A 22,365-nucleotide genomic window follows, 5' to 3' on the forward strand; every position below is an offset into this window, starting at 1 on the left:
TCCAAGGATGTTTGGCCAGTGCGGCCAAACCTAAAATGAGGAATATGTCGTGCTTGAAGCCTACCGTAAACACGTCGAAGAACGTGCTGCAGAAGGAGTTGTTCCAAAGCCGCTCGATGCTGAGCAAGTTGCCGCTTTGATTGAATTACTGAAGACCCCACCGGCAGGTGAGGACGCCTTTCTGCTAGATCTGCTGGAAAATCGTATTCCCCCTGGTGTTGATGAAGCGGCCTACGTTAAGGCTGGATTTCTTGCGGCATTGACTAAAGGTGAAGCGCAGTCCCCAATCGTCAGCAAGGAAAAAGCTGCAGAGTTGTTGGGTACGATGCAAGGTGGTTACAACATTGAGCCGCTGATTGCACTGCTTGACGATGATGCTCTGGCCCCGATTGCGGTTAAGACGTTGTCCCATACTCTACTGATGTTCGATGCCTTCTATGACGTCGAAGAGAAAGCGAAAGCCGGCAATGCATTTGCCAAGCAGGTGATCCAATCTTGGGCGGATGCCGAGTGGTTCCTGTCCAAGCCTGAGCTGGCAGAAAAAATCACCCTGACCGTATTCAAAGTGACTGGCGAAACCAATACCGATGATCTGTCACCGGCACCGGATGCGTGGTCGCGTCCTGATATCCCGCTACATGCCTTGGCGATGTTGAAGAACGAACGCGAAGGTATCGAACCTGATCAGCCGGGCTCGATTGGCCCTATCAAGCAGATCGAAGCACTGAAAGCGAAAGGTCATCAGCTGGTTTATGTCGGCGATGTTGTTGGTACCGGCTCATCACGTAAGTCGGCGACTAACTCGGTGCTTTGGTTCATGGGTGACGATATCCCTAATGTACCTAACAAGCGTGCTGGTGGTTATGTCCTGGGCGGTAAGATTGCGCCAATCTTTTTCAATACCATGGAAGATGCGGGTGCGCTGCCGATTGAAGTGGATGTCACCGCGCTGAACATGGGCGATGTGATTGATGTCTACCCGTTCAAGGGTGAAGTACGCCGCCATGGTAGTGATGATGTTGTATCGACGTTTGAGCTGAAAACCGATGTGCTGATTGACGAAGTGCGTGCTGGTGGCCGTATTCCACTGATCATTGGCCGCGGCCTGACTGATCGGGCCCGCCAATCACTGGGCCTACCATCATCTGATGTGTTCCGCCGCCCTGTTGCGGTTGAAGATTCAGGCAAAGGGTATACCTTGGCCCAGAAGATGGTGGGTAAAGCCTGCGGTGTCGAGGGTATTCGTCCTGGGACGTACTGTGAGCCGAAAATGACAACGGTAGGCTCACAAGATACCACCGGCCCAATGACCCGTGATGAACTAAAAGATCTGGCGTGTCTTGGTTTTTCGGCTGAATTGACCATGCAGTCGTTCTGTCACACTTCGGCCTACCCTAAGCCGATTGATGTGAACACCCACCATACCTTGCCTGATTTCATCATGAACCGCGGTGGCGTGTCGTTACGCCCGGGTGACGGTGTTATTCACTCATGGCTGAACCGTATGCTGCTGCCTGATACCGTGGGTACAGGTGGTGACTCACACACCCGTTTCCCTCTGGGTATTTCGTTCCCGGCAGGCTCTGGTCTGGTCGCATTTGCTGCCGCAACCGGTGTGATGCCGCTTGATATGCCAGAATCTATTTTGGTGCGCTTCAAGGGTGAGATGCAAGAAGGGATCACCCTACGTGACTTGGTGCATGCCATCCCTTATTACGCGATCCAGCAAGGTCTGTTGACGGTAGAGAAAGCCGGTAAGATCAACGAATTCTCTGGCCGTGTACTGGAAATCGAAGGTGTTGAGCACCTAACGGTAGAGCAGGCATTTGAGCTTTCTGATGCGTCAGCCGAGCGCAGTGCTGCAGGCTGTACGGTGAAGTTGTCGCAAGAATCGATTGCTGAGTACTTGAACTCTAACATCGTGATGCTTAAGTGGATGATTGCCGAAGGTTACGGCGACCGCCGTACTATCGAGCGTCGTATCACGGCAATGGAAGCGTGGTTGGCGAACCCTGAGTTGATGGAAGCAGATAACGATGCCGAGTACACGCATGTTATCGAAATCGACCTGGCAGAGATCAACCAGCCTATCTTGTGTGCACCAAACGATCCGGATGATGCACGTCTGCTTTCTGATGTGCAGGGGACAGCGATTGATGAAGTGTTCATCGGTTCGTGTATGACCAACATCGGTCACTTCCGTGCGGCAGGTAAACTGCTTGAGAAGTTCGGTGGTCAGCTTGATACCCGCCTGTGGGTGGCTCCGCCGACCAAGATGGATAGAGATCAGCTTACCGAAGAAGGCTACTACGGAATCTTCGGTCGCGCTGGCGTACGTATCGAAACCCCAGGTTGTTCATTGTGTATGGGTAACCAGGCCCGTGTCGCTGACAAGGCAACGGTGATGTCGACATCGACCCGTAACTTCCCGAACCGTTTGGGTACTGGTGCCAATGTTTACCTGTCTTCTGCTGAACTCGCAGCGGTCGGTGCTATTCTTGGCCGTATTCCAACCAAGGAAGAGTACCTTGAGTACGCCAAGCAAATTGATGCGACGGCAGCGGATACCTACCGTTACCTCAATTTCCACCGTATGGAACAGTACACCAAGAAAGCCGATGATGTGATCATCCAGCAACCGGCTTAAGGGTAAGCTGCTACGAATAAAAACGCCTCCAGTTGGAGGCGTTTTTTATGGTATCAAGAATAAAGGTTTAAGCCGTTTACTCTTTCGCCAATGCCTTGGCTTTACGGCGCTTGCTGAGCCACAAGTGCTCAAGACCGATACGACCACCGCCTTGTATCATCAGGGTGAGGTAAACCAGTGAATAGATAAAGGCTAGCTCTGCATCCGCCCAGCCTTTTAGCATACCTACCGCATAGGCTGCCGTCCCCATAGTAAATAGCAATACCAAAGCGCTGATACGGGTGAGTATACCCAGCATCAGTGCAATAGAACCAAGCACTTCGGCTAGCATTGCCAACACCAGGCTTGGGGCAGAGCCAATGCCGAACGGGTCGATAAAAGTAGGGGCTAGCTCACTGAAGTTCATTAATTTGCCAACGCCGTGGGTCAGCATCGCCCCGCCGATGGCCAAACGGAGCAACAGCAGTAGCAGGTCTTCGATACGGTGAGATCCGTTTCGACCGGATAGGAGAGCAAGTAGTTTGTCCATGACAGGATCCTTCATGAGAAAAAGAGTAGCTTGTCCTATTAGACTACGAGGGAGATGACCCTAATCTGAATGACACGGATCAATGTGTGGTTCTGTGAGGAAGCTAACACCTTTGGGTTAGGCACGTGGCGATGGGCGATAGGCTAGAGGAGATATAACTCCCGTAAAGTCGACAAGGCTCGTCCATCTGGTACGGGAAGCAGGCACAAACAGAAAAGCCGATACAGATGTACCGGCCTTTGATATTCGTTTGCTACTCTGATTGGACTAGCGTTTGCTTACAGTCAGCATGGCGGCAACGTTGCGAGCGGTCATCTCGACGTTGAATGCCGCTTCATCCATGGCGGTTTGAAGATCCATCGCGCGCGGCGTAACACTGAATACCGCATCGATACCGTGGTCGTAGACCGCGTCGCAATCGTCGGCCAGACAACCAGCGATACCGATCACTGGGATATGGAAGCGCTTGGCGGTACGGGCAACACCGATTGGCGTTTTGCCATGGACCGTCTGGCTGTCGATGCGGCCTTCACCGGTGATCACCAAATCAGCATCCGCGCACACATCCACTAGGTTTACCGCATCCATCACAATGTCGATACCTGGACGCAGGCTCGCATCCAACAGGCCAAGCAAGGCGGCACCAAGACCACCGGCAGCACCGGCACCGGCCATGTCTTTTACATCACGGCCTAGCTGGGATTTGATGATACCAGCGTAGTGGGCCAGATTCGCATCAAGCTGCTCGACCATTTGTGGTGTTGCACCTTTTTGTGGGCCGAAGATATGCGATGCGCCTTTCGGGCCGCATAGTGGGTTGTCGACATCACAGGCGACTTCCAGTTTTACGGTCGCTAGGCGAGGGTCAAGGTTGGTTTTGTCGATGGTGGCAATACGGGCCAGCTCAGCGCCGCCAAAACCTATCTCTTCATTGTTTTCGTCCAGCAGACGGATACCCAGCGCTTGTGCCATACCGATACCGCCGTCGTTGGTGGCACTGCCGCCGATACCAACGATGATGTGCTCGACGCCGTTGTCCAGCGCCGCTTTGATCAGCTCACCGGTCCCGAAAGTGGTGGTTTTCAGCGGATTGCGCAGCTCTGGCGCGACCAGGTGCAGGCCTGAGGCCGCTGCCATTTCGATGATTGCTGTGCGACCATTGCCCATCACACCGTAGAAACCGTCTACCAGCTCGCCCAGCGGGCTAGTTACAGATTGCTCGATGATAGAGCCGTTAGTGGCATCAACCAGAGATTGAACGGTGCCTTCGCCACCGTCAGCCATTGGTAATTTGTGGTATTCGGCTTCCGGTAGGACTTGGCGGAAACCCGCTTCGATAGCCGTTGCCACTTCCATGGCCGTCAAACTTTCTTTGTATGAATCTGGGGCAATAATAATTTTCATGGCGATAAATCCTTAAACGAAGAAACCGAAAACACCGAAGATGAGGGTAGAGACGACGGCAATCATCAGGCCGACAGCTGACTCGTAAGGGATCAGCTTGAGGCGCTCTTTGATATCCATATGAACGGCGCCACCTGTGGCATGGAAGAAGCTGCCGTGTGGCATGTGATCCATAACAGTGGCGCCAGCGTGGATCATCGCGGCACCAGCCAGCGCAGGTACGCCCAGCTCAAGGATGGTGTGGCTAAATACGCTAGAGGCAACCGCCGTACCGGCAGTAGTGGAAGCCGTTGCCAGTGCCATCATCGAGCCTGAAATAGGTGCGAGCAGATAAGACGGCAGCCCAGAGGCTGTGAGTAGATCAATCAGACCGTCTTTCAGGCCAGAGTTGGCAATGATGCCTGCCAGAGTACCGGTACCCAGAAGCATAACGGCAACCGGTGCCATACGGGTCAGGCCGGACACGGCAAAGTGGTTGGTATCACGGAAGCGGCCCATGATCACTGCACCGGCCAAGCCACCTAGCGGCAGGGCGATCAGTGGGTCAACATTGATCCCGGCAATCGGGCGCAGCGCCAATAGGGCGATAGCGATAAGTGGCGCGACAATGGCTGCTCCGAATTTCGGTAGGCGACTATGGTCGACGGCGACAACTTCGTGCTCGGCGACTTTGCTGCCACGGTTAACCAGTTTTTTTGCAATGAAGTAAGCGAACGCCATACCGCACAGGCCAGGGATCACGCCAGCTGCCATTACTGACGTTAGCGGGACATTGAAGGCATCGGCCGCGGCAATCGCATTGGGGTTGGGTGACATGATGTTACCGGCTTTACCGCCACCGACCATGGCCAGCAAGATAGCCATTTTCGACAGATCGGCACGGCGTGCAATCGCCAGTGCGATTGGGGCCACAGTGATAACCGCGACGTCAACGAATACGCCGACGGCGGTCAGGATCATCGTAGCGACGGCCAGTGCCAGCAGGGCACGGGTCTCGCCGACTTTCTTGACGATGGTTTCAGCGATAGAAGTCGCTGCACCAGACTCAATTAACACACCGGCAAGGACACCGGCAGCTAAGATTCGCAGTACTGCGGTAACAATGCCCTGGGCACCGCCGATCATCAGGTTAACAGTATCGGTCAGTGACACACCACCGATAATACCACCGACGAGGGCACCGATGATCATGCCGTAGGCGGGTGGGACTTTTTTCAGGATCAGGCTAATGGCCACTACCAGTGCTGCCAGAGCACCCAGTGTTGATACTTCTACCATGTTCTATTCCACGTCAAAATTAAAAAAGAAAAAAAGAAAATTCCTAACTGCGGTGGAATGTACTCGGGCAAGCGGCTTTTGGCTTTAGGCGAGATGACGAAAAATCATCACCTCAGGTTTGATTTTTTGTGCGGTTGCACAGTTTGGTGGTTTTTTAAACTAGCATGAAAGGGCGAGATACAACCGGGTTTTGTCAGGTAAGCTATTGAAATTTATCTTTGTTATCTTCTCGATACGATCAATCCGGTAACGCAGGGTATTGCGGTGAATATGGAGCATTTCGCATGTTTGAGCTAAATCACAATTCTGAGCAAAAAATACCTTAAGGGTCTTGAACAGGGTCCCTTTAGGATCATTAGCCTTGAGATCGTCGAGTGGTTTGACCAATTGCTCGTAGCGCCAAGGGTCGTCTTTGAGCCCGCTGAGGAGTACAGGCAGCAGGTGATCTTGGTAGAACAAGACATCCCCGCCGTTTTTACCGGCGTTGAGGGTTGCCTGGGCCGTTTGGAACGAGCGTGATAACCCCGGTAGACCGGGAAAGTAGTCACCAAGGGCGATCTGGATTGAGAAGTGGCTTTCCTTGGCAACCCGGCGCATCAGCTTGTTGATCCGTTTTTCCTCGATATCCCGTGACCATCCCGCATCTTCTAGGGTGATGGGTTTTAGCACCACTATCTCATTGAGCGACACCGAATGGATTCCGACCAGGTTGTCGCGCTCAGGGTATTCGAGTAGATGCACCATTTTTTGCAGGTGTTCGAGTGATAGTGACTCGCCTTCTGCAGGGAGTACCTTGACCAAGGCGGCTATGCGCGGTTGGGCCAGATCCAGATCGAGCTTCTGGGCAATGGAGAGCAGTTGGGTATCATTGAGCTCGGTGCCTTTGATCAGCTGCAATACCAACTCTTCGCGGTGACGTTTGTTCCACTGCACCTGAGACATCAAGGCTTCTTGTTCGACGATCAGCTCGGCAGTCATTTTGACCAGTTCGCCATAGTTACGCACTTGATCTGGCGTGCCGGAAACCCCTACCACACCTATAATTTGGTCGCGGAAGACGATAGGCAGGTTAATACCGGGCTTTACCCCTTTGAGTTGCAGTGCGGTACCGGGATCAATTTCGACTACCCGGTTGTCAGTGATAGCGAGTACAGCACCTTCATGGCGCTGGTTGAGGCGACTGGGATCGCCAGAGCCAATGATCCGGCCATATTCGTCCATCACATTGACCGAATAATGGATGATTTTCATCGTCCGCTCGACGATTTGTCGGGCAATGGTCGCATTGAGTTGCATTTTTGTGTCAGATCCTGAAAATGTGCGCTCTTGCGCGAAGAGGCGGGTTTATTACCCTGCTTCAGTCGAGTTTACCATCATTGCACTTTAGATCACTGACATCACACAGAGGATAGCTATGGATTACGATTTTAAAAAGAATACCCTGGACGGTAGCTATCATGCGGTTTTCTCTATGGGGCATGAAGCTCTTGGGCGCTGGCTGTTGGAAGAGATCGGCAAGGACTTTGACAAGATGGACACCGTGATGTCCCAGCTTGGTGCACTGAAAAACAGCACTCAGGAATGGCGCATTATTGGCGATGAGTTAACCCTGACTTTGCAGGACAATGAGGCTGTGGTTCAAGCTAATTACTTGTTTTCAGAAGATGATGCGGAGCTGGAAGACAACATGGACTTTTATGATGAAGAGGCTGTGGCGGTATGCGGTTTTGAGGACTTTGCACAGGTTTTGACGGCATGGCGCGGATTCGTTACCCGTTTTTGAGTCAACCAGCTTGGCTGAGGGGCTTATTGCTTCATTTCGGTGAAAAGGCTGCACTATTACGGTGCGGCCTTTTTTGTATCAAAGTCACACTATTATATAAGCTGTTGAAAATAAAGAGTTAAAAAAGTTGGCACGTTGCTTGTTTATTATTGAACTGTGATTGAGAAGGAATTCCGTTTTGAGGAGCAGGCAATGAAAGTGATCAACGCAATAATCAAACCATTTAAGTTGGACGATGTACGTGAAGCGCTAGCGGATGTTGGGGTTGAGGGAATGACGGTTTCTGAGGTGAAGGGATTCGGTCGCCAGAAAGGCCACACCGAGTTGTACCGTGGGGCAGAGTACCAAGTGGACTTCCTACCAAAAGTTAAGCTGGAAATTGCGACTCAGGCAGAAAATCTAGAGGCTATTATCGATGCCATTTCAAAGGCAGCCCAGACCGGCAAGATTGGTGATGGAAAGATTTTTGTTTACGACCTAGACCATGCAGTACGTATTCGTACCGGTGAAACGGATTTAGAAGCTTTATAAGAATTAAGCGTAGGGGACGAAGATTATGGAACTAGCAACAACTGTAAGTGAACTGCGTTATGCACTCGACACTTTTTACTTCTTGATTTCTGGTGCGCTGGTCATGTGGATGGCTGCGGGCTTTGCCATGCTGGAAGCAGGTTTGGTGCGCTCTAAGAACACCACTGAAATTTTAACCAAAAACTTCTGCTTGTATGCCATCGCTTGTACTATGTACCTGATTGTCGGTTACAACATTATGTATGTTGATAACGGCGAAGGGGGTTGGATCCCTTCCATTGGTGCCCTGATTGGTACACAGGCTGAAGGGGCTGATCACTCACTGGAATCTGATTTCTTCTTCCAGGTGGTATTTGTGGCAACGGCGATGTCTGTTGTTTCCGGCGCAGTTGCCGAGCGTATGAAGCTGTGGTCATTCCTCATTTTCTCAGTCATTTTGACAGGCTTCATCTATCCGCTAGAAGGTTACTGGACCTGGGGCGGCGGCTTCCTGGCTGAAGCGGGCTTCAGCGACTTTGCTGGCTCAGGTATCGTCCACATGGCCGGTGCAGCAGCAGCTTTGTCGGGTGTCTTGCTACTGGGTGCTCGTAAGGGTAAATATGGCAAAAACGGCTCTATTCACCCAATCCCGGGCTCAAACATGCCGTTGGCTACTCTGGGTACCTTCATTCTGTGGCTGGGCTGGTTCGGCTTCAACGGTGGTTCGCAGTTGATGGTGTCTGACTTTGAAAATGCTACGGCTGTTGGCCAGATCTTCCTGAACACCAACGCTGCCGCTGCCGCTGGCGCAATTGCTGCACTGGCTGTGTGTAAGACTACATGGGGCAAGGCTGACTTGACCATGATCCTCAACGGTGCACTGGCTGGTCTGGTCGCGATTACCGCCGACCCACTATCTCCATCACCAATGGCTTCAGTTATTATCGGTGTGGTCGCAGGTGCGCTAGTGGTGTTTAGCATTATTGGCTTGGACAAGATCAAGATTGATGATCCAGTTGGTGCTATCTCGGTTCACGGTGTGTGTGGCTTCCTTGGTTTGATGGTTGTACCTTTCAGCAACGCTGATGCGACATTTGGTGCACAGCTGCTAGGGGCTGCAGTTATCTTTGGCTGGGTATTTGCTGCAAGCTTGGCGGTATGGGCAGTACTGAAGTACACCGTTGGTATCCGAGTGACCGAAGAAGAAGAGCTGGCGGGTATGGATCTTCACGATTGTGGTATCGATGCTTACCCAGAGTTTGTCAGTGTGAAATAAGTAACATATATTTAGTTCACAACTTTAAGAAAACGCTGTCAATTGGCAGCGTTTTTTTGTTTGTTAATGTCACAAGCCATTGCTTTAAAAGTAGGCTACATTATAATTACATCTCATTGAGAAGTATTATCATTACATTTTGCGTTTACTTTAAGGGAAGGATCACAATGAAAAAGCTGTTGGCATCGGCAATTCTATTGGGCTTAGCGGCTCCACAAGCGGCTATCGCAGCGGAAGAAGTCAATGTTTACTCTTACCGCCAGCCATTCTTGGTCGAGCCTATGTTCAAAGAGTTTACGGCTGAAACCGGTATTAAAGTAAACGTGAAGTTTGCAAAAGAAGGTTTGGCGGAAAAGCTACAGCAAGAAGGCCAGTACAGTCCTGCCGATGTGGTTTTGACAACAGACATTAGCCGCCTGGTAGAGCTTTCTGACAAAGAGCTTGTACAAGCTGTTGACAGCAAAGTGATTGATGCCAATGTCCCTGCACACTTCCGCGACAACGAAGACGAGTGGTTTGCCCTGACGCTACGTACCCGTAACGTGTACTCATCGCGTGATCGTGTTGGCCGCCTGCCTGCGGACTTTGATTATACCGACCTTGCCAACCCTGAGTGGAAAGGCAAAATCTGTACTCGTTCAGGTAAGCACCCGTACAACATTTCTTTAGTTTCTTCGATGGTTGCTCACTACGGTGAAGCAGAAACCAAAGCGTGGCTAGAAGGCTTTAAAGCAAACCTAGCTCGTAAGCCACAGGGTAATGACCGTGCACAAGTTAAAGCGGTGAAAGAGGGTCTGTGTGATCTGGCGGTCGGTAACAGCTACTACCTGGGTAAGATGGTTAACGACGAGAAGCAGAAGTCTTGGGCTGAAGCGGTATACATCAACTTCCCTGGCCAGAAAAGCAATGGGACCCACGTAAACGTAAGCGGCATGGCCATGGCGAAATACGCGCCTAACCAGGAAAATGCCCAGAAACTGATGGAATTCCTGACTGGTGACAAAGCACAGCAGATGTACGCGGAAGTCAACTATGAATACCCGGTGAAAGAAGGCGTAAACCGTTCGGAGCTGGTGGCATCTTGGGGTGACTTCAACGCTGATGATGTCTCACTAGACAAAGTTGCGGAGTACCACAGCACAGCAATCAAACTGCTAGACGAAGTGAAGTTTGATCTGTAATTGGTTACAAAAAGTGGGGCGTAATGCCCCATTTATTGCGTAAGGCTAAGTACTTTTTCCAATGAGTTGTGGTAGTTTTTCCCTTCCTGTAGCAAGGTTTTCCCCCTGTGTCGGGAAGGCTTACTGAAGGTCGTATTATTCGGTGCCACATCTTGATTGCAAAAGGTACTTAAGTAGTAAGCAATGAAAGAAAAATATCTCTTTTGGCGAACCAGCGGCTGGGGCTTTTCCCTGCTGCTGGTTTTGCCTATTCTGGCCATTTTTTACACCGCCCTCGGTGAGACTGATGACGTCTTTTCCCACTTGATGGGAACTGTGATGCCGACCTATGCCGCCAATACTTTCTGGTTGGTCACAGGTACGATGTTATTGGCACTGCTATTCGGTTTACCGTCAGCCTGGATCATGGCGATGTGCCGACTCCCTGGTGAGAAGGTGCTGCAGTGGTCATTGGTACTGCCGCTCGCCATGCCGGGGTATATCATCGGTTATATCTATACCGACTGGTTCGATTTTGCCGGCCCTGTTCAGATCTTGCTGCGCGATATCTTTGGCTGGCAAACCATTCATGATTACTGGTTCCCGAATATCCGCTCGCTCGGTGGCGCATGCTTGGTATTGGCACTGGTGCTCTATCCTTATATTTACTTGCTGGCCCGTGCTGCCTTCATGGAGCAAAGTACTAGCTTGCTGCAATCGGCTCGCCTGCTTAAATGTAGTCCGTGGGACAGTTTCCGCCGCATCTCTTTGCCGTTGGCCCGCCCATCGATAGCGGTTGGTTTGTCGCTGGTTGCAATGGAAACGCTGGGGGATTTCGGTACCGTTAGCTATTTCGCTGTCAACACCCTGACTACGGCGGTTTATGATACGTGGCTTGGCTACTCGAACCTCAATGCTGCGGCAAAAATCTCGGCGATTATGCTGCTGGTGATTTTTGTTTTGATCAGCGCGGAGCGTTTCAGCCGCCGTAAGCAGAAAATGTTCCAGCAGGAATTCGAACATGGCGATGATATTCGCTATCCCCTTTCTGGCTGGAAAAAGTGGGCGGCGCTGAGCTGGTGTTGGGGCTTGATTGGTTTTGCCTTCCTAATGCCGCTGATGCAGCTGAGTTACTATGCTTGGCATTACTTTGGTGACAGCTGGACTAGCCAGTTCCAGCAGTACAGTATCAATAGCTTGAAAGTGTCTCTTATTGTCGCTGTTCTGGCCGTAGCCCTGGCGCTAATTGTAAACTTTTATCGCCGTCTGGATGGTCGAGGTATTACTGTTGTGCCGACCCGTATTTCCTCACTGGGCTATGCAGTACCGGGTACGGTGCTGGCTATTGGGGTGATGATCCCGTTGACCAGCGCTGATCATCTTCTCAATGATTTTACTATTGCCAATGGACTTGGTCGCCCAGGGCTGATTTTTTCCGGCACCATGTTTGCCATTGTCTTTGCTTTTGTGGTGCGCTTTGCTGCTGTGGCTGTTGGTAGTATTGAAAGCAGTCTGGCCAAGATCCCGCCTTCTCTCGATATGGCCTCCAAGACCATGGGGTATGCCTCAATGGCGATGCTGCGCCGGGTTCATTTGCCATTGATCCGCCGTGGTTGCCTGATTGCGGGGTTGTTGGTGTTCATTGAGTCGATGAAAGAACTTAATGCGGCGCTATTGTTACGCCCGTTTAACTTCGAGACCTTGGCAACCTATGTTTATAATTTCGCATCTGATGAGCAGCTTGAACTGGCTGCCTTGCCGGCGATCCTACTGGTCATTGTTGGCTTGATCCCACTGGTGATGGTTAACCGTTCTTTGGAGCAGAAACACTGATGAGTCACGCATTATCTGTTAAAGACCTAACCTGTAAATATCATGGTCAGGCGGTATTGGAAAACCTCTCATTGCCGGTAAAAGACAATGAGATTGTCTGCCTGTTAGGCGCCAGTGGTTGTGGCAAAACAACGCTGCTCAAGGCTATCGCCGGCCTGCTGCCATTGGAAAGCGGGGTCATTCATATCAATGGCCGTATTATTGCCGATGAGCATACGTGGTTGCCGCCGGAGAAGCGAAACATCGGTATGATCTTCCAGGACTATGCGTTGTTCCCGCACCTGACGGTAGCGGAAAATATCGCCTTTGGCCTGCGTGATTGGAGTAAGGCGAAAGTGGCTGCCAAGATCCAGCAGATGTTAGAGCTGGTTCGCTTGACTGGACTTGATAGCCGTTATCCGCACCAGTTATCCGGTGGTCAGCAGCAGCGTGTTGCTATTGCCCGGGCATTGGCTTGCGAACCGGATTTGATCTTGCTGGATGAACCGTTCTCCAATATCGATACCCAAGTGCGCCACGGTTTGATCAAAGAGATCCGCCGTATTTTCAAGGCACAGGGAGTCACGGCAATTTTCGTTACCCACAGTCGTGAAGAGGCGTTTGCCTTTGCCGACCGCATGGCGGTCATGAACAACGGGGTGATTGAGCAGTTTGGTAGCGCAACGGAGCTTTACTACCGTCCAAGCAGTCGCTTTGTGGCAGAGTTTCTTGGTACCGGCTCTTACCTGCCGGTGACACTTGCGGGCGGTAATACCTTGTCGACGCCGTTCGGCGCGATTAACGTCAACAGCACGCCTGCTAGCAATGGTGATGCTGAGTGGCTGCTTCGCCCACAGAACCTCAAGGTACAACCGGCAGACGACGGGGCTGGGGTGATTACCGAGCAACTGTTTATGGGAGATATCTGCCGCTATACGGTCGAATTCCAAGGCCACAGCCTGATTGTCAATTCACACCTTATCTTGCAGATTGGCGAGAGAGTTGCAGTCACTCTGGAGCCGCATGAGCCAGTGGTGTTTGCGGCGGCAAGTTAGCTCAACTAGTTTTTCTCATTGGCAGTACAAAATACAAGGCCGGTCTTATGACTGGCCTTGTTTGTGTTACTTTTTGAGTAGTGCTTTAATGTGGCTAGTTGCTAAAGCCTGCATTTCTTCTCGTTCAGGGTTGATATTAGCTTGCAAGTAGAGGACATAGCATAAGCCCTGGAATTGCCATGCACGATCGCAGGCAGAAAGATCATCTGAGAGGTTTGCTTGTTCGAAGTATTCGGTAACTTTGGTGAAATGATCCTTGTTGCTACTGACAAAATGGGGCCAGATCTCCTCGCGGACAGAAGTGCTCCACTCGAACCATACTTTTATCCAGTCTTGCTGATCTATTACCTCATCAATAAGGTGGTAGCAAACCTCGGTGAGCTGTTTTTCTAGTGGTTGCCCACTGGTAAAGCTGTCGGCCATCATCACTTTGAAGCGTTGCTCTACTTGGGTCAACACCTCTTCGACCAAGGCTTCACGGGTTGGGAAATAGTTGAAAACAGTGGCAACTGAAACGTTGGCCATGTCGGCGATATCTGCATGGCCCGCTCGGCCGATGCCGCGTCTTGCAAAAACATCCAAGGCAAAGTTGAGAAGCTGTTCTTTGCGTTTCTCTGGGGATAGACGAGTCCTTGTTTTTTTCGCGAACGTATCCATGTCGATGATTCCTAGCTCAATTGTCATTATTTTGATTGTGATTAGTTCTGCTTGTAACTTTACAGTAGCAACCATTTATATTCAATCGTGTTTTATTCATTCTGTATCATATGATTGACAGGGGCGATAAAATAACTATTACTTTTTAGTGGTGATAGAATAAGGCTCCGTTTTTACCGCAAGCCGACAGGCGGCTGATTGAGCCGTACTGATGGAGATAAAGATGAAACATACCATTGAAGTAATGATTTCTGAGCAGGACGTTCAGGCACGTGTATTGGAGCTGGGAAAGCAAATTACTGAACATTATAAAGATTCAAAAGATCTTGTGATGGTGGGCCTATTGCGTGGCTCGTTTGTATTTATGGCTGATCTGGCTCGTGCGATTGAACTTCCACACGAAGTCGACTTCATGACTGCATCAAGCTATGGCAATACCATGGAAAGTAACCGTGATGTCCGTATCCTTAAAGATCTGGATGATGATATCAAGGGCAAGGACGTACTGTTAGTTGAGGATATTATCGATACTGGTAATACCTTGACCAAGGTACGTGAGATCCTGTCGTTGCGTGAGCCAAATTCGATTGAGATATGCACCCTGCTCGATAAGCCGGAGCGCCGTGAAGTGCACGTTGACGTTAAGTGGGTTGGTTTCGAAATCCCTGACGAGTTTGTGGTGGGTGTCGGTATCGACTACGCACAGAAATACCGCCACTTGCCTTTTATCGGCAAGGTTATCCCACAAGAAGACTAAACGTTTGAGCTTGTAGGGTATGAAAAAAGCGACTGCATGGCAGTCGCTTTTTTATGTTTAAAGGCCCACTTATTTTACCCTTTGCTAGGTAGAAGCTCAGCCATTGCAGCTTGGTAGGCAACTTCCAGTGATTCGCGGCTAGTTGCCGTGACCCCTAGGTCACTCAGTACCCCATCGTTGATACCGTAGATCCAGCCATGGATTTTGATTTGCTGGCCGCGTTCCCACGCCTGTTGCATTATGGTCGAATTACCGAGATTGTAAACTTGACTGGCAACGTTGATCTCGCACAATTTGTTGTCCCACTCCTCGCGTGGTAGTTGGCCTAAGTCAGAGCGGTGCTTCATGTAAAGATCGCGGATATGCAGTAGCCAGTTGTTGATAAGGCCAAGCTGTGGGTTCTCGATAGCGGCAGTGACACCGCCACAGCCATAGTGGCCACAAACGATGATATGGCGAACTTTCAGTACATCAACCGCGTACTGAACCACGGATAGACAGTTGAGATCGGTGTGGATCACTTGGTTGGCGACGTTACGGTGAACAAAGAGTTCGCCGGAGTCTAATCCGGTTAGGCGTTCGGCGGGAACGCGGCTGTCGGCACAGCCGATCCAGAGGTACTCGGGATGTTGGGCTTCCGCAAGGTGGCTGAAGAACTCAGGCTTTTCTTCCTTAATGTTTTCTGACCAAGCTACGTTATTTGCGAATAGCTGTTTAATATCTGCCATGATGATGCCTTTCTCTGATATTTTATACCCACAGTACAGGGAAGCTCCCTGATCCTGAGGAAAAACAATTTACATAGGTATCAGTCCTGTAGAAGTTCTGAGAACTATGTAAACCGGCTTAACTATACACAAGCTGGTTGAATAGCAAATCGGAGTAGTTGTCCGAAGAAAGTTTCTAACATTAAGATCGCATTTTATGAACGCTTTGGAAATAAAAAACTTAAACAAAACCTATAAAGGTGGCGTTAATGCACTGAAAAATATGAGCCTATGTGTTAAGCAAGGCGATTTTTTTGCTTTGCTAGGCCCAAACGGGGCTGGTAAATCAACCACAATTGGCGTGATCAGTTCATTAGTGAATAAAACCTCGGGTGAGGTGAAAGTGTTTGGCTATGATCTGGATACTCAACTGGTCGAGGCCAAGAAGCAACTGGGGTTGGTGCCGCAGGAATTTAACTTCAACCAATTTGAGACGGTCGAGCAGATCGTGATTAACCAAGCTGGTTACTACGGGGTGGAAAAGGCATTGGCTAAGGAGAGGGCGAAGAAATACCTCTCTCAGCTGGATCTGTGGGGTAAGCGCAAAGAACGTGCCCGTAACCTTTCTGGTGGGATGAAACGCCGCCTGATGATTGCTCGTGCATTGATGCACGAGCCGCGCTTGCTGATCCTTGATGAGCCAACCGCTGGCGTGGATATCGAGTTGCGTCGTTCGATGTGGGAGTTTTTGCGTGAAATCAACCGTGAAGGGGTGACGATTATTCTCACCACCCATTATCTCGAAGAAGCAGAAATGCTATGCCGCAATATCGGCATTATTAACCACGGTGAGCTGATCGAGAATACCTCGATGAAAGCACTGCTTGGCAAGTTGGAGGTCGAAACCTTCATTCTGGATGTCAAACTGAACGGCAATAAGCCTGTGCTCGAAGGCATGGGCTGGAAATTGCCGGATAACCACACTTTGGAAGTTGATATCAACAAAGGGGACAGCCTCAATCATGTGTTTACCCAGCTGACCGAGCAGGGGATTGATGTTATCTCAATGCGCAATAAGGCTAACCGCCTTGAGGAGCTGTTTGTTACTTTGGTCAGTAATAGCAAGAACAAGCAAGGAGCCCAATCATGAACCGGCAGTATTGGATCGCATTTAAAAGCCTTATCACTAAAGAAGTGAACCGCTTTGCCCGGATCTGGGTACAGACCATGGTGCCACCCGCCATTACCATGACCTTGTATTTTGTTATTTTCGGTAACCTGATCGGCAGCCGTATCGGGGAGATGGGCGGTTTTAGCTACATGGAGTATATCGTTCCCGGCCTGATCATGATGTCGGTGATCACCAACTCATACTCTAACGTGGCCTCATCGTTCTTCAGTGCCAAGTTCCAGCATAATATCGAAGAATTGTTGGTGGCACCGGTTCCCAACTATATCATCATTGCCGGTTTTGTCGGTGGTGGGGTACTGCGTGGTCTTGGGGTAGGCGTTATTGTCTCGGTGGTCTCTTTGCTGTTTGTCGACCTGCAGATTGCGCACTTTGGTGTGGTAGTCGCAACGGTACTGATGACATCGGTGGTCTTTTCATTGGGTGGCTTGATCAATGCTGTGTTTGCCAAAACCTTTGATGATATCAGTATTATTCCAACCTTTGTCTTAACGCCTTTGACCTATCTCGGTGGTGTGTTTTATTCACTGAGTTTGTTACCGGAGTTCTGGCAAGGTGTCTCCAAGCTGAATCCGATAGTCTACATGGTCAATGCGTTCCGCTATGGCTTCCTAGGTGTGTCAGATGTCGGTATCGGTACATCTTTCGCGGTACTGGGGGTCTTCACTGCTATTCTGTATAGCTTGTGTTACTACTTGATCTCGCGCGGTATTGGCCTGCGTTCGTAACTGGCGAGCAAAAAATCGATTAAGCAAAAATAAAAATCCCGGCATTGGCCGGGATTTTTCATGGTGATGGCAAAGGAAGATTATTCCTCCGCAGCTGCTGCCGTTGCGGTATTGAGCTCAACCACTTGGTTGTCGATAAGGCGGGCTTTACCGAGGAAGGCTGACATCAAGATCACTGCTTGCTGGGTGTCTTCGCTAACAGGTTGTAGGCTGACAGCATCGCGGATATAGACTTCATCCGGTTGTAATCCAGCTGCGCGCAACTGGTCATTGGCATCCATTACGATTTCAGCGTAATCGGTGCGGCCACCGCGCATTTGGCTGCTGATCCAGCGCATGGTGCGGGCCAGTACAGGTGCACGCTGACGCTCGTCGACGGTCAGGTAGCCATTGCGTGAACTCATGGCCAGACCATCCATCTCTCGAACGGTAGCTACGCCAACAACGTCAATGTCCATCGCAAGGTCGATCACCATCTGGCGGATCAGGGCCAGTTGCTGGTAGTCCTTCTCACCAAAACAGGCGATATCTGGCTGAACAATATTGAACAGCTTGGCTACAACCGTCGAGACGCCACGGAAGTGACTTGGGCGCAATGCACCTTCAAGCATGGTGGATAGCCCTGGTACTTCTACAAAAGTTTGGCGATCCAGGCCTTCTGGGTACATGTTGCCGGGCGTCGGTGTAAAGATCAACTCCACCCCTTCGCTGTTCAGCTTGGCTAGATCGTCTTCCAGCGTACGCGGGTAGTTGTCGAGATCGTCTGCCTTGTCGAACTGCATCGGATTGACAAAAATGCTAACCACGACCACATCTGCCAATTCACGGGCCTTGCGTACCAGTGTCAGGTGGCCTTCATGCAGGTTTCCCATTGTCGGTACGAAAGCAATCCGGCGGCCTTCACGGCGCCAGCTTCGGATTTGCTCTCGGATCGGGGCAATCTCGGCGAATGTTTGCATTTTTATTCCTTATTCAAAGGTATGTTCTGGGCCCGGGAAGGTTCCGGCCTCGACATCTTCTAGGTATTTGGTAACGGCTGCACGCATCTCGCCGGTTTCTGCCAGGTAATTTTTGGAGAAACGGGGCATATAGTTTGCTGAGATCCCGAACATATCGTGCATCACCAGGATCTGACCATCGGTCACATTACCTGCACCAATGCCAATAACGGGTACTTCAACGGCCTTGGTGATGCGTTCTGCCAAGCTGGCCGGTACGCATTCGAGCAAGATGATCTGTGCACCCGCATTTTTCAGCAGGATAGCATCTTTTACCATCTGCTCAGCGTGGTCGGAGTCACGTCCTTGCACTTTGTAGCCGCCAAAAATATTGACAGATTGAGGGGTTAGCCCCAAATGCGCACAGACTGGTACAGCGCGTTCGGTCAATTTGGTCACGGTTTCAGCGAGCCAGGCACCGCCTTCCAGCTTGACCATGTTGGCACCGGCACGCATCAAGGTGGCGGCATTTTCACAGGCTTGCTCAGGTGTGGCGTAGCTCATAAATGGCATATCAGCCATCAGTAACGAATTCGGGCTGCCAGCACGAACACTTCGGGTGTGGTAAGCGATATCATCAACCGTTACCGGCAAGGTGTCTGGCTTGCCTTGCAGTACCATACCCAAGGAGTCACCGACCAGCATAACTGGGACGCCTTGTTGTTCGAACAGCTGGGAAAAGCTGGCATCGTACGCGGTAACTGAGGCAAATTTACGACCTTCCTGCTTCCATTTCATCAGGTCGTTGATAGTGATCTTTTTCATGTGTTCTCCCTTTGGTCCTGAGAAACGGTTACTGAGACCAGATGCCCAGCCCGTTGCGGTCTACCTGCTCCAGCAGTGTTTGTAGCGGAGTGTGATCCGGCAGTACCAACTCAGGGGCAATTTCAGCGAGTGGGTATAATACAAACTCGCGAACTTTCATTCCGTAGTGCGGTACCGTAAGGCGCTCGCAGTGATGTTCAAGGTCGCCATAAAGGACAATATCAAGATCTAGCGTACGTGGCCCCCAGCGCTCAGCCTTGCGGACACGACCGTGCTCTTGCTCGATAGACTGGGTACAGTCGAGCAGAGCCAATGGGCTGAGTTCGGTTTCGACAGCGATGACAGCATTGATGTAATCTGGCTGATCCTGTGGTCCCATCGGGGTGCTGCTGTAGAGCGAGGACACGGCGATCACATTGAGATCGGGGTGCTGCTTGAGCACCTCGATCGCACTGTTGGCCTGGGCGACAGGATCGGACAGGTTACTGCCGATCGCAATGTAGGCTTGGATCATGATGATTTAGCCTGTGGCTTCTTGCGGCGCTGCGGACGACGGCGGCGGCGCGGTGCACCTGTACCACCCTCGTTGATTTCCTGGACCATCTGATGTCGCAGGTTGCGCTCACCGTGTTGGAATTGATCCCACCACTTAGCGAGCTCGGCAATCTCTTCGCTTTCGAAGTTACCGCGCATTTCCAAGAAGTCGAAGGCAGCCCGGAATTTCGGGTGCTCCATCATCTTGAAGGCTCGCTTGCCGTTACGGCGGCTGAAGCGAGTCTGCTGCTGCCAGATATCACGGATAGTGGTCGTAAAGCGACGTGGGATCGCAATGCTTTTGACCTGCTCATCGAGAATATCATTTGCTGCCACCATGAAGGCATCATAGTAGGCAAGGCCGCTGGTAAAGGCGACTTCTTCGGCGCGGGTAACCAGCGGATACCACAGCATGGCTGCGAACATGAAGGCTGGGTTTACGCGTTTTCCGTCGGCGATACGCTTGTCGGTCGCCGTCAGAATGTGCTCGATCATCTGCTCTGTTTGGCTGCTGTGATCTTCGGTAAAGTGCTCGCTTAGTAGCGGGAACAGTTGCTGGAACAAGTTGTATTCGCGTAACAACTTGTAGGTAGCGAGGCCATCACCGGACTGAAGCAACTTGAGGCTTTCTTCGAACAAGCGGGCGGCTGGAATATCCTGCAGCAAGGTTGATAGTTGATTGATCGGGTCAGCGGTGGCTGGCTCAATGGTCATATCTAGCTTGGCAGCAAAGCGAACCGCGCGGAGCATACGTACCGGATCTTCCCGGTAGCGGGTTTCAGGATCACCGATCAGGCGGACAATGCGGTTATCGAGATCTTCGACCCCGTTGACATAATCGGCAACGGTAAAATCCTTGATGCTGTAATACAAAGCATTGATCGTGAAATCACGGCGCTCGGCATCTTCTTCGATGGTGCCGTAGACATTGTCACGTAACAGCATGCCTTCTTGGCTCTGGGCTGAGACCTGTTTCTTGTCTTTCAGGCTTGGTTTTGCATCTGCATGGTGGCCACGGAAGGTTGCCACCTCGATAACATCACGGCCAAACAGGATATGAGCCAAGCGGAAACGGCGGCCAATCAGGCGGCAGTTACGAAATAGCTGCTTGATCTCTTCCGGCGTAGCATTGGTGGCAATGTCGAAGTCTTTAGGTTGTTTGTCCAACAGGATATCGCGAACACCACCACCGACCAGATAGGCGTCATACCCGGCTTTATTTAGGCGGTAAAGGACCTTCAGCGCATTTTCGCTGATATCTTTACGTGAAATACCGTGCTCTTGGCGCTGATAAACTTGCAAGGCGAGTTCCTCATGGTCGAGATCACTTGCGTCTCGATTCAGTACCTTACGGCAAAAGCTGGCGACTCGATTAAAGATAATACACCTCATTTATGTGGTTCGGATTCAACAAACAGCCGCATATCATATATCACAGCAGCTCATTTTAGAATCCTAGCGCTTGTTTCCTTGCATAATGAGGCCTTTTTAAGCCACTTTGAGGTAAACAAGGCGGTTAACTGTTAGCTCGGCGACAATACTGCAGGCGCTTGGTTTCATCCGTGTGAAGGGTGAGACGGGGCCAGGGTAATCGCCGTTGTTTGTGGCAGGTTTGACAGCTGCCAATGGGCAATGCCCCAAAGCAGGATATCGCGGGTTGATGAGCTGGCCAGATCAACCGGCGGCTGCATGCCCAGAAAACGTATTGCTTCGATAAGGGCTGGTCTTGGGTCAGCCTTGTCGATTGCCGGGGCATGGTTCTGCTTTGATAGCTTGTTGCCATTCTCTGTCACTGCCAGTGGCAGGTGCAGATAATTTACTTCTGGTTGGCCGAGTAGGCGGTATAGCCCAATCTGGCGGCCGGTTGGTTCAATTAAATCGGCGCCGCGAACCACTTCAGTTATACCTTGCTCGATATCATCCAGCACTACAGCCAGATTATAGGCGAATAGGCCATCGCGGCGGCGGATAATAAAGTCTTCCTCAGCCAACGGGGCAGGGATGCTGATATGGCCATGCAGCAGGTCGTCGAAAGCCAGCACGGGGGCATCAACTTTGAGACGGATAGCATTGCCAGCCGAATCCAACTGCTTGTCCCGGCAGGTGCCTGGGTAGTAGCCCCCAGCTTGCTTGATTTGCTTACGGGTACATTGGCAGTAATACGCTTGCTGGTGGTCAAGCCAGCTCTCTATCTGGGCTTGATACGCGTCGTGGCGCTGGCTTTGGTACATGATACCGCCGTCCCACTCGAGGCCATAGGCTTCAAGAGTGCGCAGGATATCATCCGCAGCACCGGGCATTTCCCGTGGTGGATCCAGATCTTCCATCCTGACCAACCAGGTGCCTTGTTTTGCTTTGGCCTGAAGGTAGCTACCAAGGGCGGCAACCAGTGAGCCGAAGTGTAGTGGACCTGATGGAGAGGGGGCGAAGCGACCGATATATTGCTTGATTGTACTCATAAGAAAATCACTATACCAAACTGAATATTACTCTCTGTTTGGCCAGAATAGTTTTCAGTTTGGCATTAAACGAAAAAGGGAGCTTGGCGCTCCCTCTTGACTATCGTGGTGCTGTAC

Annotated in this window: 21 protein-coding genes; 10 read left to right on the plus strand and 11 right to left on the minus strand. The window is 50.9% G+C overall.

What is annotated here, in order from left to right; genetic code table 11:
• Positions 1-49: 49 nt before the first annotated feature.
• Positions 50-2,647 (plus strand): bifunctional aconitate hydratase 2/2-methylisocitrate dehydratase, encoded by a 2,598-nt coding sequence (acnB, locus tag NHN17_RS03895; protein ID WP_255040823.1) that lies wholly within the window; start codon positions 50-52, stop codon positions 2,645-2,647.
• 76 nt (positions 2,648-2,723) lie between these two features.
• Here the strand turns inward: acnB and NHN17_RS03900 are convergent, their stop codons facing one another.
• The 4 genes from NHN17_RS03900 to NHN17_RS03915 form a co-directional block, all read right to left on the minus strand.
• Positions 2,724-3,176 (minus strand): DoxX family protein, encoded by a 453-nt coding sequence (locus NHN17_RS03900; protein WP_255040824.1) that lies wholly within the window; start codon positions 3,174-3,176, stop codon positions 2,724-2,726.
• 267 nt (positions 3,177-3,443) lie between these two features.
• On the minus strand, positions 3,444-4,580 hold the full coding sequence (locus tag NHN17_RS03905; RefSeq protein ID WP_255040825.1) for a glycerate kinase: 1,137 nt from the start codon (positions 4,578-4,580) through the stop codon (positions 3,444-3,446).
• A gap of 12 nt (positions 4,581-4,592) precedes the next feature.
• Complete coding sequence (locus tag NHN17_RS03910; protein ID WP_255040826.1) at positions 4,593-5,858, minus strand: GntP family permease; 1,266 nt, start codon at positions 5,856-5,858, stop codon at positions 4,593-4,595.
• Positions 5,859-6,017: 159 nt separating this feature from the next.
• A complete protein-coding gene (locus NHN17_RS03915; RefSeq protein WP_255040827.1) occupies positions 6,018-7,154 on the minus strand; it encodes a sugar diacid recognition domain-containing protein in 1,137 nt (378 codons plus the stop codon).
• Between the two features lie 118 nt (positions 7,155-7,272).
• Between NHN17_RS03915 and NHN17_RS03920 the strand changes: the two genes are divergently transcribed.
• From NHN17_RS03920 to NHN17_RS03945, 6 genes are all read left to right on the plus strand, one after another.
• Positions 7,273-7,641 carry a YacL family protein gene (locus NHN17_RS03920; protein ID WP_255040828.1) on the plus strand — a complete coding sequence of 123 codons (369 nt, stop codon included), beginning with the start codon at positions 7,273-7,275 and terminating at the stop codon, positions 7,639-7,641.
• Between the two features lie 192 nt (positions 7,642-7,833).
• Positions 7,834-8,172 carry a P-II family nitrogen regulator gene (locus tag NHN17_RS03925; RefSeq protein WP_255040829.1) on the plus strand — a complete coding sequence of 113 codons (339 nt, stop codon included), beginning with the start codon at positions 7,834-7,836 and terminating at the stop codon, positions 8,170-8,172.
• Between the two features lie 25 nt (positions 8,173-8,197).
• Positions 8,198-9,427: an ammonium transporter AmtB gene (gene amtB / locus NHN17_RS03930; RefSeq protein ID WP_255040830.1), complete on the plus strand. Its 1,230-nt coding sequence runs from the start codon at positions 8,198-8,200 to the stop codon at positions 9,425-9,427.
• A 167-nt stretch (positions 9,428-9,594) separates the two neighbouring features.
• The gene (locus NHN17_RS03935) at positions 9,595-10,608 is read left to right on the plus strand and encodes a Fe(3+) ABC transporter substrate-binding protein (protein ID WP_255040831.1); all 1,014 of its coding nucleotides are present in this window, start codon (positions 9,595-9,597) and stop codon (positions 10,606-10,608) included.
• 183 nt (positions 10,609-10,791) lie between these two features.
• Positions 10,792-12,420 carry an ABC transporter permease gene (locus tag NHN17_RS03940; RefSeq protein ID WP_255040832.1) on the plus strand — a complete coding sequence of 543 codons (1,629 nt, stop codon included), beginning with the start codon at positions 10,792-10,794 and terminating at the stop codon, positions 12,418-12,420.
• Positions 12,420-13,454: an ABC transporter ATP-binding protein gene (locus NHN17_RS03945; protein WP_255040833.1), complete on the plus strand. Its 1,035-nt coding sequence runs from the start codon at positions 12,420-12,422 to the stop codon at positions 13,452-13,454. The genes NHN17_RS03940 and NHN17_RS03945 overlap by 1 nt, the downstream gene beginning before the upstream one ends.
• A gap of 66 nt (positions 13,455-13,520) precedes the next feature.
• Here the strand turns inward: NHN17_RS03945 and NHN17_RS03950 are convergent, their stop codons facing one another.
• Positions 13,521-14,111 carry a TetR/AcrR family transcriptional regulator gene (locus tag NHN17_RS03950; protein ID WP_255040834.1) on the minus strand — a complete coding sequence of 197 codons (591 nt, stop codon included), beginning with the start codon at positions 14,109-14,111 and terminating at the stop codon, positions 13,521-13,523.
• Positions 14,112-14,334: 223 nt separating this feature from the next.
• Between NHN17_RS03950 and hpt the strand changes: the two genes are divergently transcribed.
• Positions 14,335-14,868 (plus strand): hypoxanthine phosphoribosyltransferase, encoded by a 534-nt coding sequence (hpt, locus tag NHN17_RS03955; RefSeq protein ID WP_255040835.1) that lies wholly within the window; start codon positions 14,335-14,337, stop codon positions 14,866-14,868.
• A 74-nt stretch (positions 14,869-14,942) separates the two neighbouring features.
• On the opposite strand, the gene can is transcribed toward hpt, so the two are convergent.
• On the minus strand, positions 14,943-15,596 hold the full coding sequence (can, locus tag NHN17_RS03960; RefSeq protein WP_255040836.1) for a carbonate dehydratase: 654 nt from the start codon (positions 15,594-15,596) through the stop codon (positions 14,943-14,945).
• Between the two features lie 196 nt (positions 15,597-15,792).
• Between can and NHN17_RS03965 the strand changes: the two genes are divergently transcribed.
• Together NHN17_RS03965 and NHN17_RS03970 are read left to right on the plus strand one after the other, a co-directional pair.
• Entirely contained in the window at positions 15,793-16,725 is a 933-nt protein-coding gene (locus tag NHN17_RS03965) for an ABC transporter ATP-binding protein (RefSeq protein ID WP_255040837.1), read from the plus strand.
• Positions 16,722-17,492 (plus strand): ABC transporter permease, encoded by a 771-nt coding sequence (locus NHN17_RS03970; RefSeq protein ID WP_255040838.1) that lies wholly within the window; start codon positions 16,722-16,724, stop codon positions 17,490-17,492. The genes NHN17_RS03965 and NHN17_RS03970 overlap by 4 nt, the downstream gene beginning before the upstream one ends.
• 80 nt (positions 17,493-17,572) lie before the next feature.
• Here NHN17_RS03970 and panC read toward each other — a convergent pair whose 3' ends face one another.
• The 5 genes from panC to gluQRS form a co-directional block, all read right to left on the minus strand.
• Positions 17,573-18,451, minus strand: a complete 879-nt coding sequence (panC, locus tag NHN17_RS03975) for a pantoate--beta-alanine ligase (RefSeq protein WP_255040839.1) — start codon at positions 18,449-18,451, stop codon at positions 17,573-17,575.
• Between the two features lie 9 nt (positions 18,452-18,460).
• Positions 18,461-19,255 carry a 3-methyl-2-oxobutanoate hydroxymethyltransferase gene (gene panB / locus NHN17_RS03980; protein ID WP_255040840.1) on the minus strand — a complete coding sequence of 265 codons (795 nt, stop codon included), beginning with the start codon at positions 19,253-19,255 and terminating at the stop codon, positions 18,461-18,463.
• A 28-nt stretch (positions 19,256-19,283) separates the two neighbouring features.
• Positions 19,284-19,769 carry a 2-amino-4-hydroxy-6-hydroxymethyldihydropteridine diphosphokinase gene (gene folK / locus NHN17_RS03985; protein ID WP_255040841.1) on the minus strand — a complete coding sequence of 162 codons (486 nt, stop codon included), beginning with the start codon at positions 19,767-19,769 and terminating at the stop codon, positions 19,284-19,286.
• Positions 19,766-21,133: a polynucleotide adenylyltransferase PcnB gene (pcnB, locus tag NHN17_RS03990; protein ID WP_373689538.1), complete on the minus strand. Its 1,368-nt coding sequence runs from the start codon at positions 21,131-21,133 to the stop codon at positions 19,766-19,768. Before pcnB ends, folK begins: the two co-directional genes overlap by 4 nt.
• Before the next feature lie 212 nt (positions 21,134-21,345).
• Complete coding sequence (gene gluQRS / locus NHN17_RS03995) at positions 21,346-22,248, minus strand: tRNA glutamyl-Q(34) synthetase GluQRS (protein WP_255040843.1); 903 nt, start codon at positions 22,246-22,248, stop codon at positions 21,346-21,348.
• Between the last annotated feature and the right edge of the window lie 117 nt (positions 22,249-22,365).

This window comes from Photobacterium pectinilyticum, from assembly GCF_024357955.1.
GTDB lineage: Bacteria > Pseudomonadota > Gammaproteobacteria > Enterobacterales > Vibrionaceae > Photobacterium > Photobacterium pectinilyticum.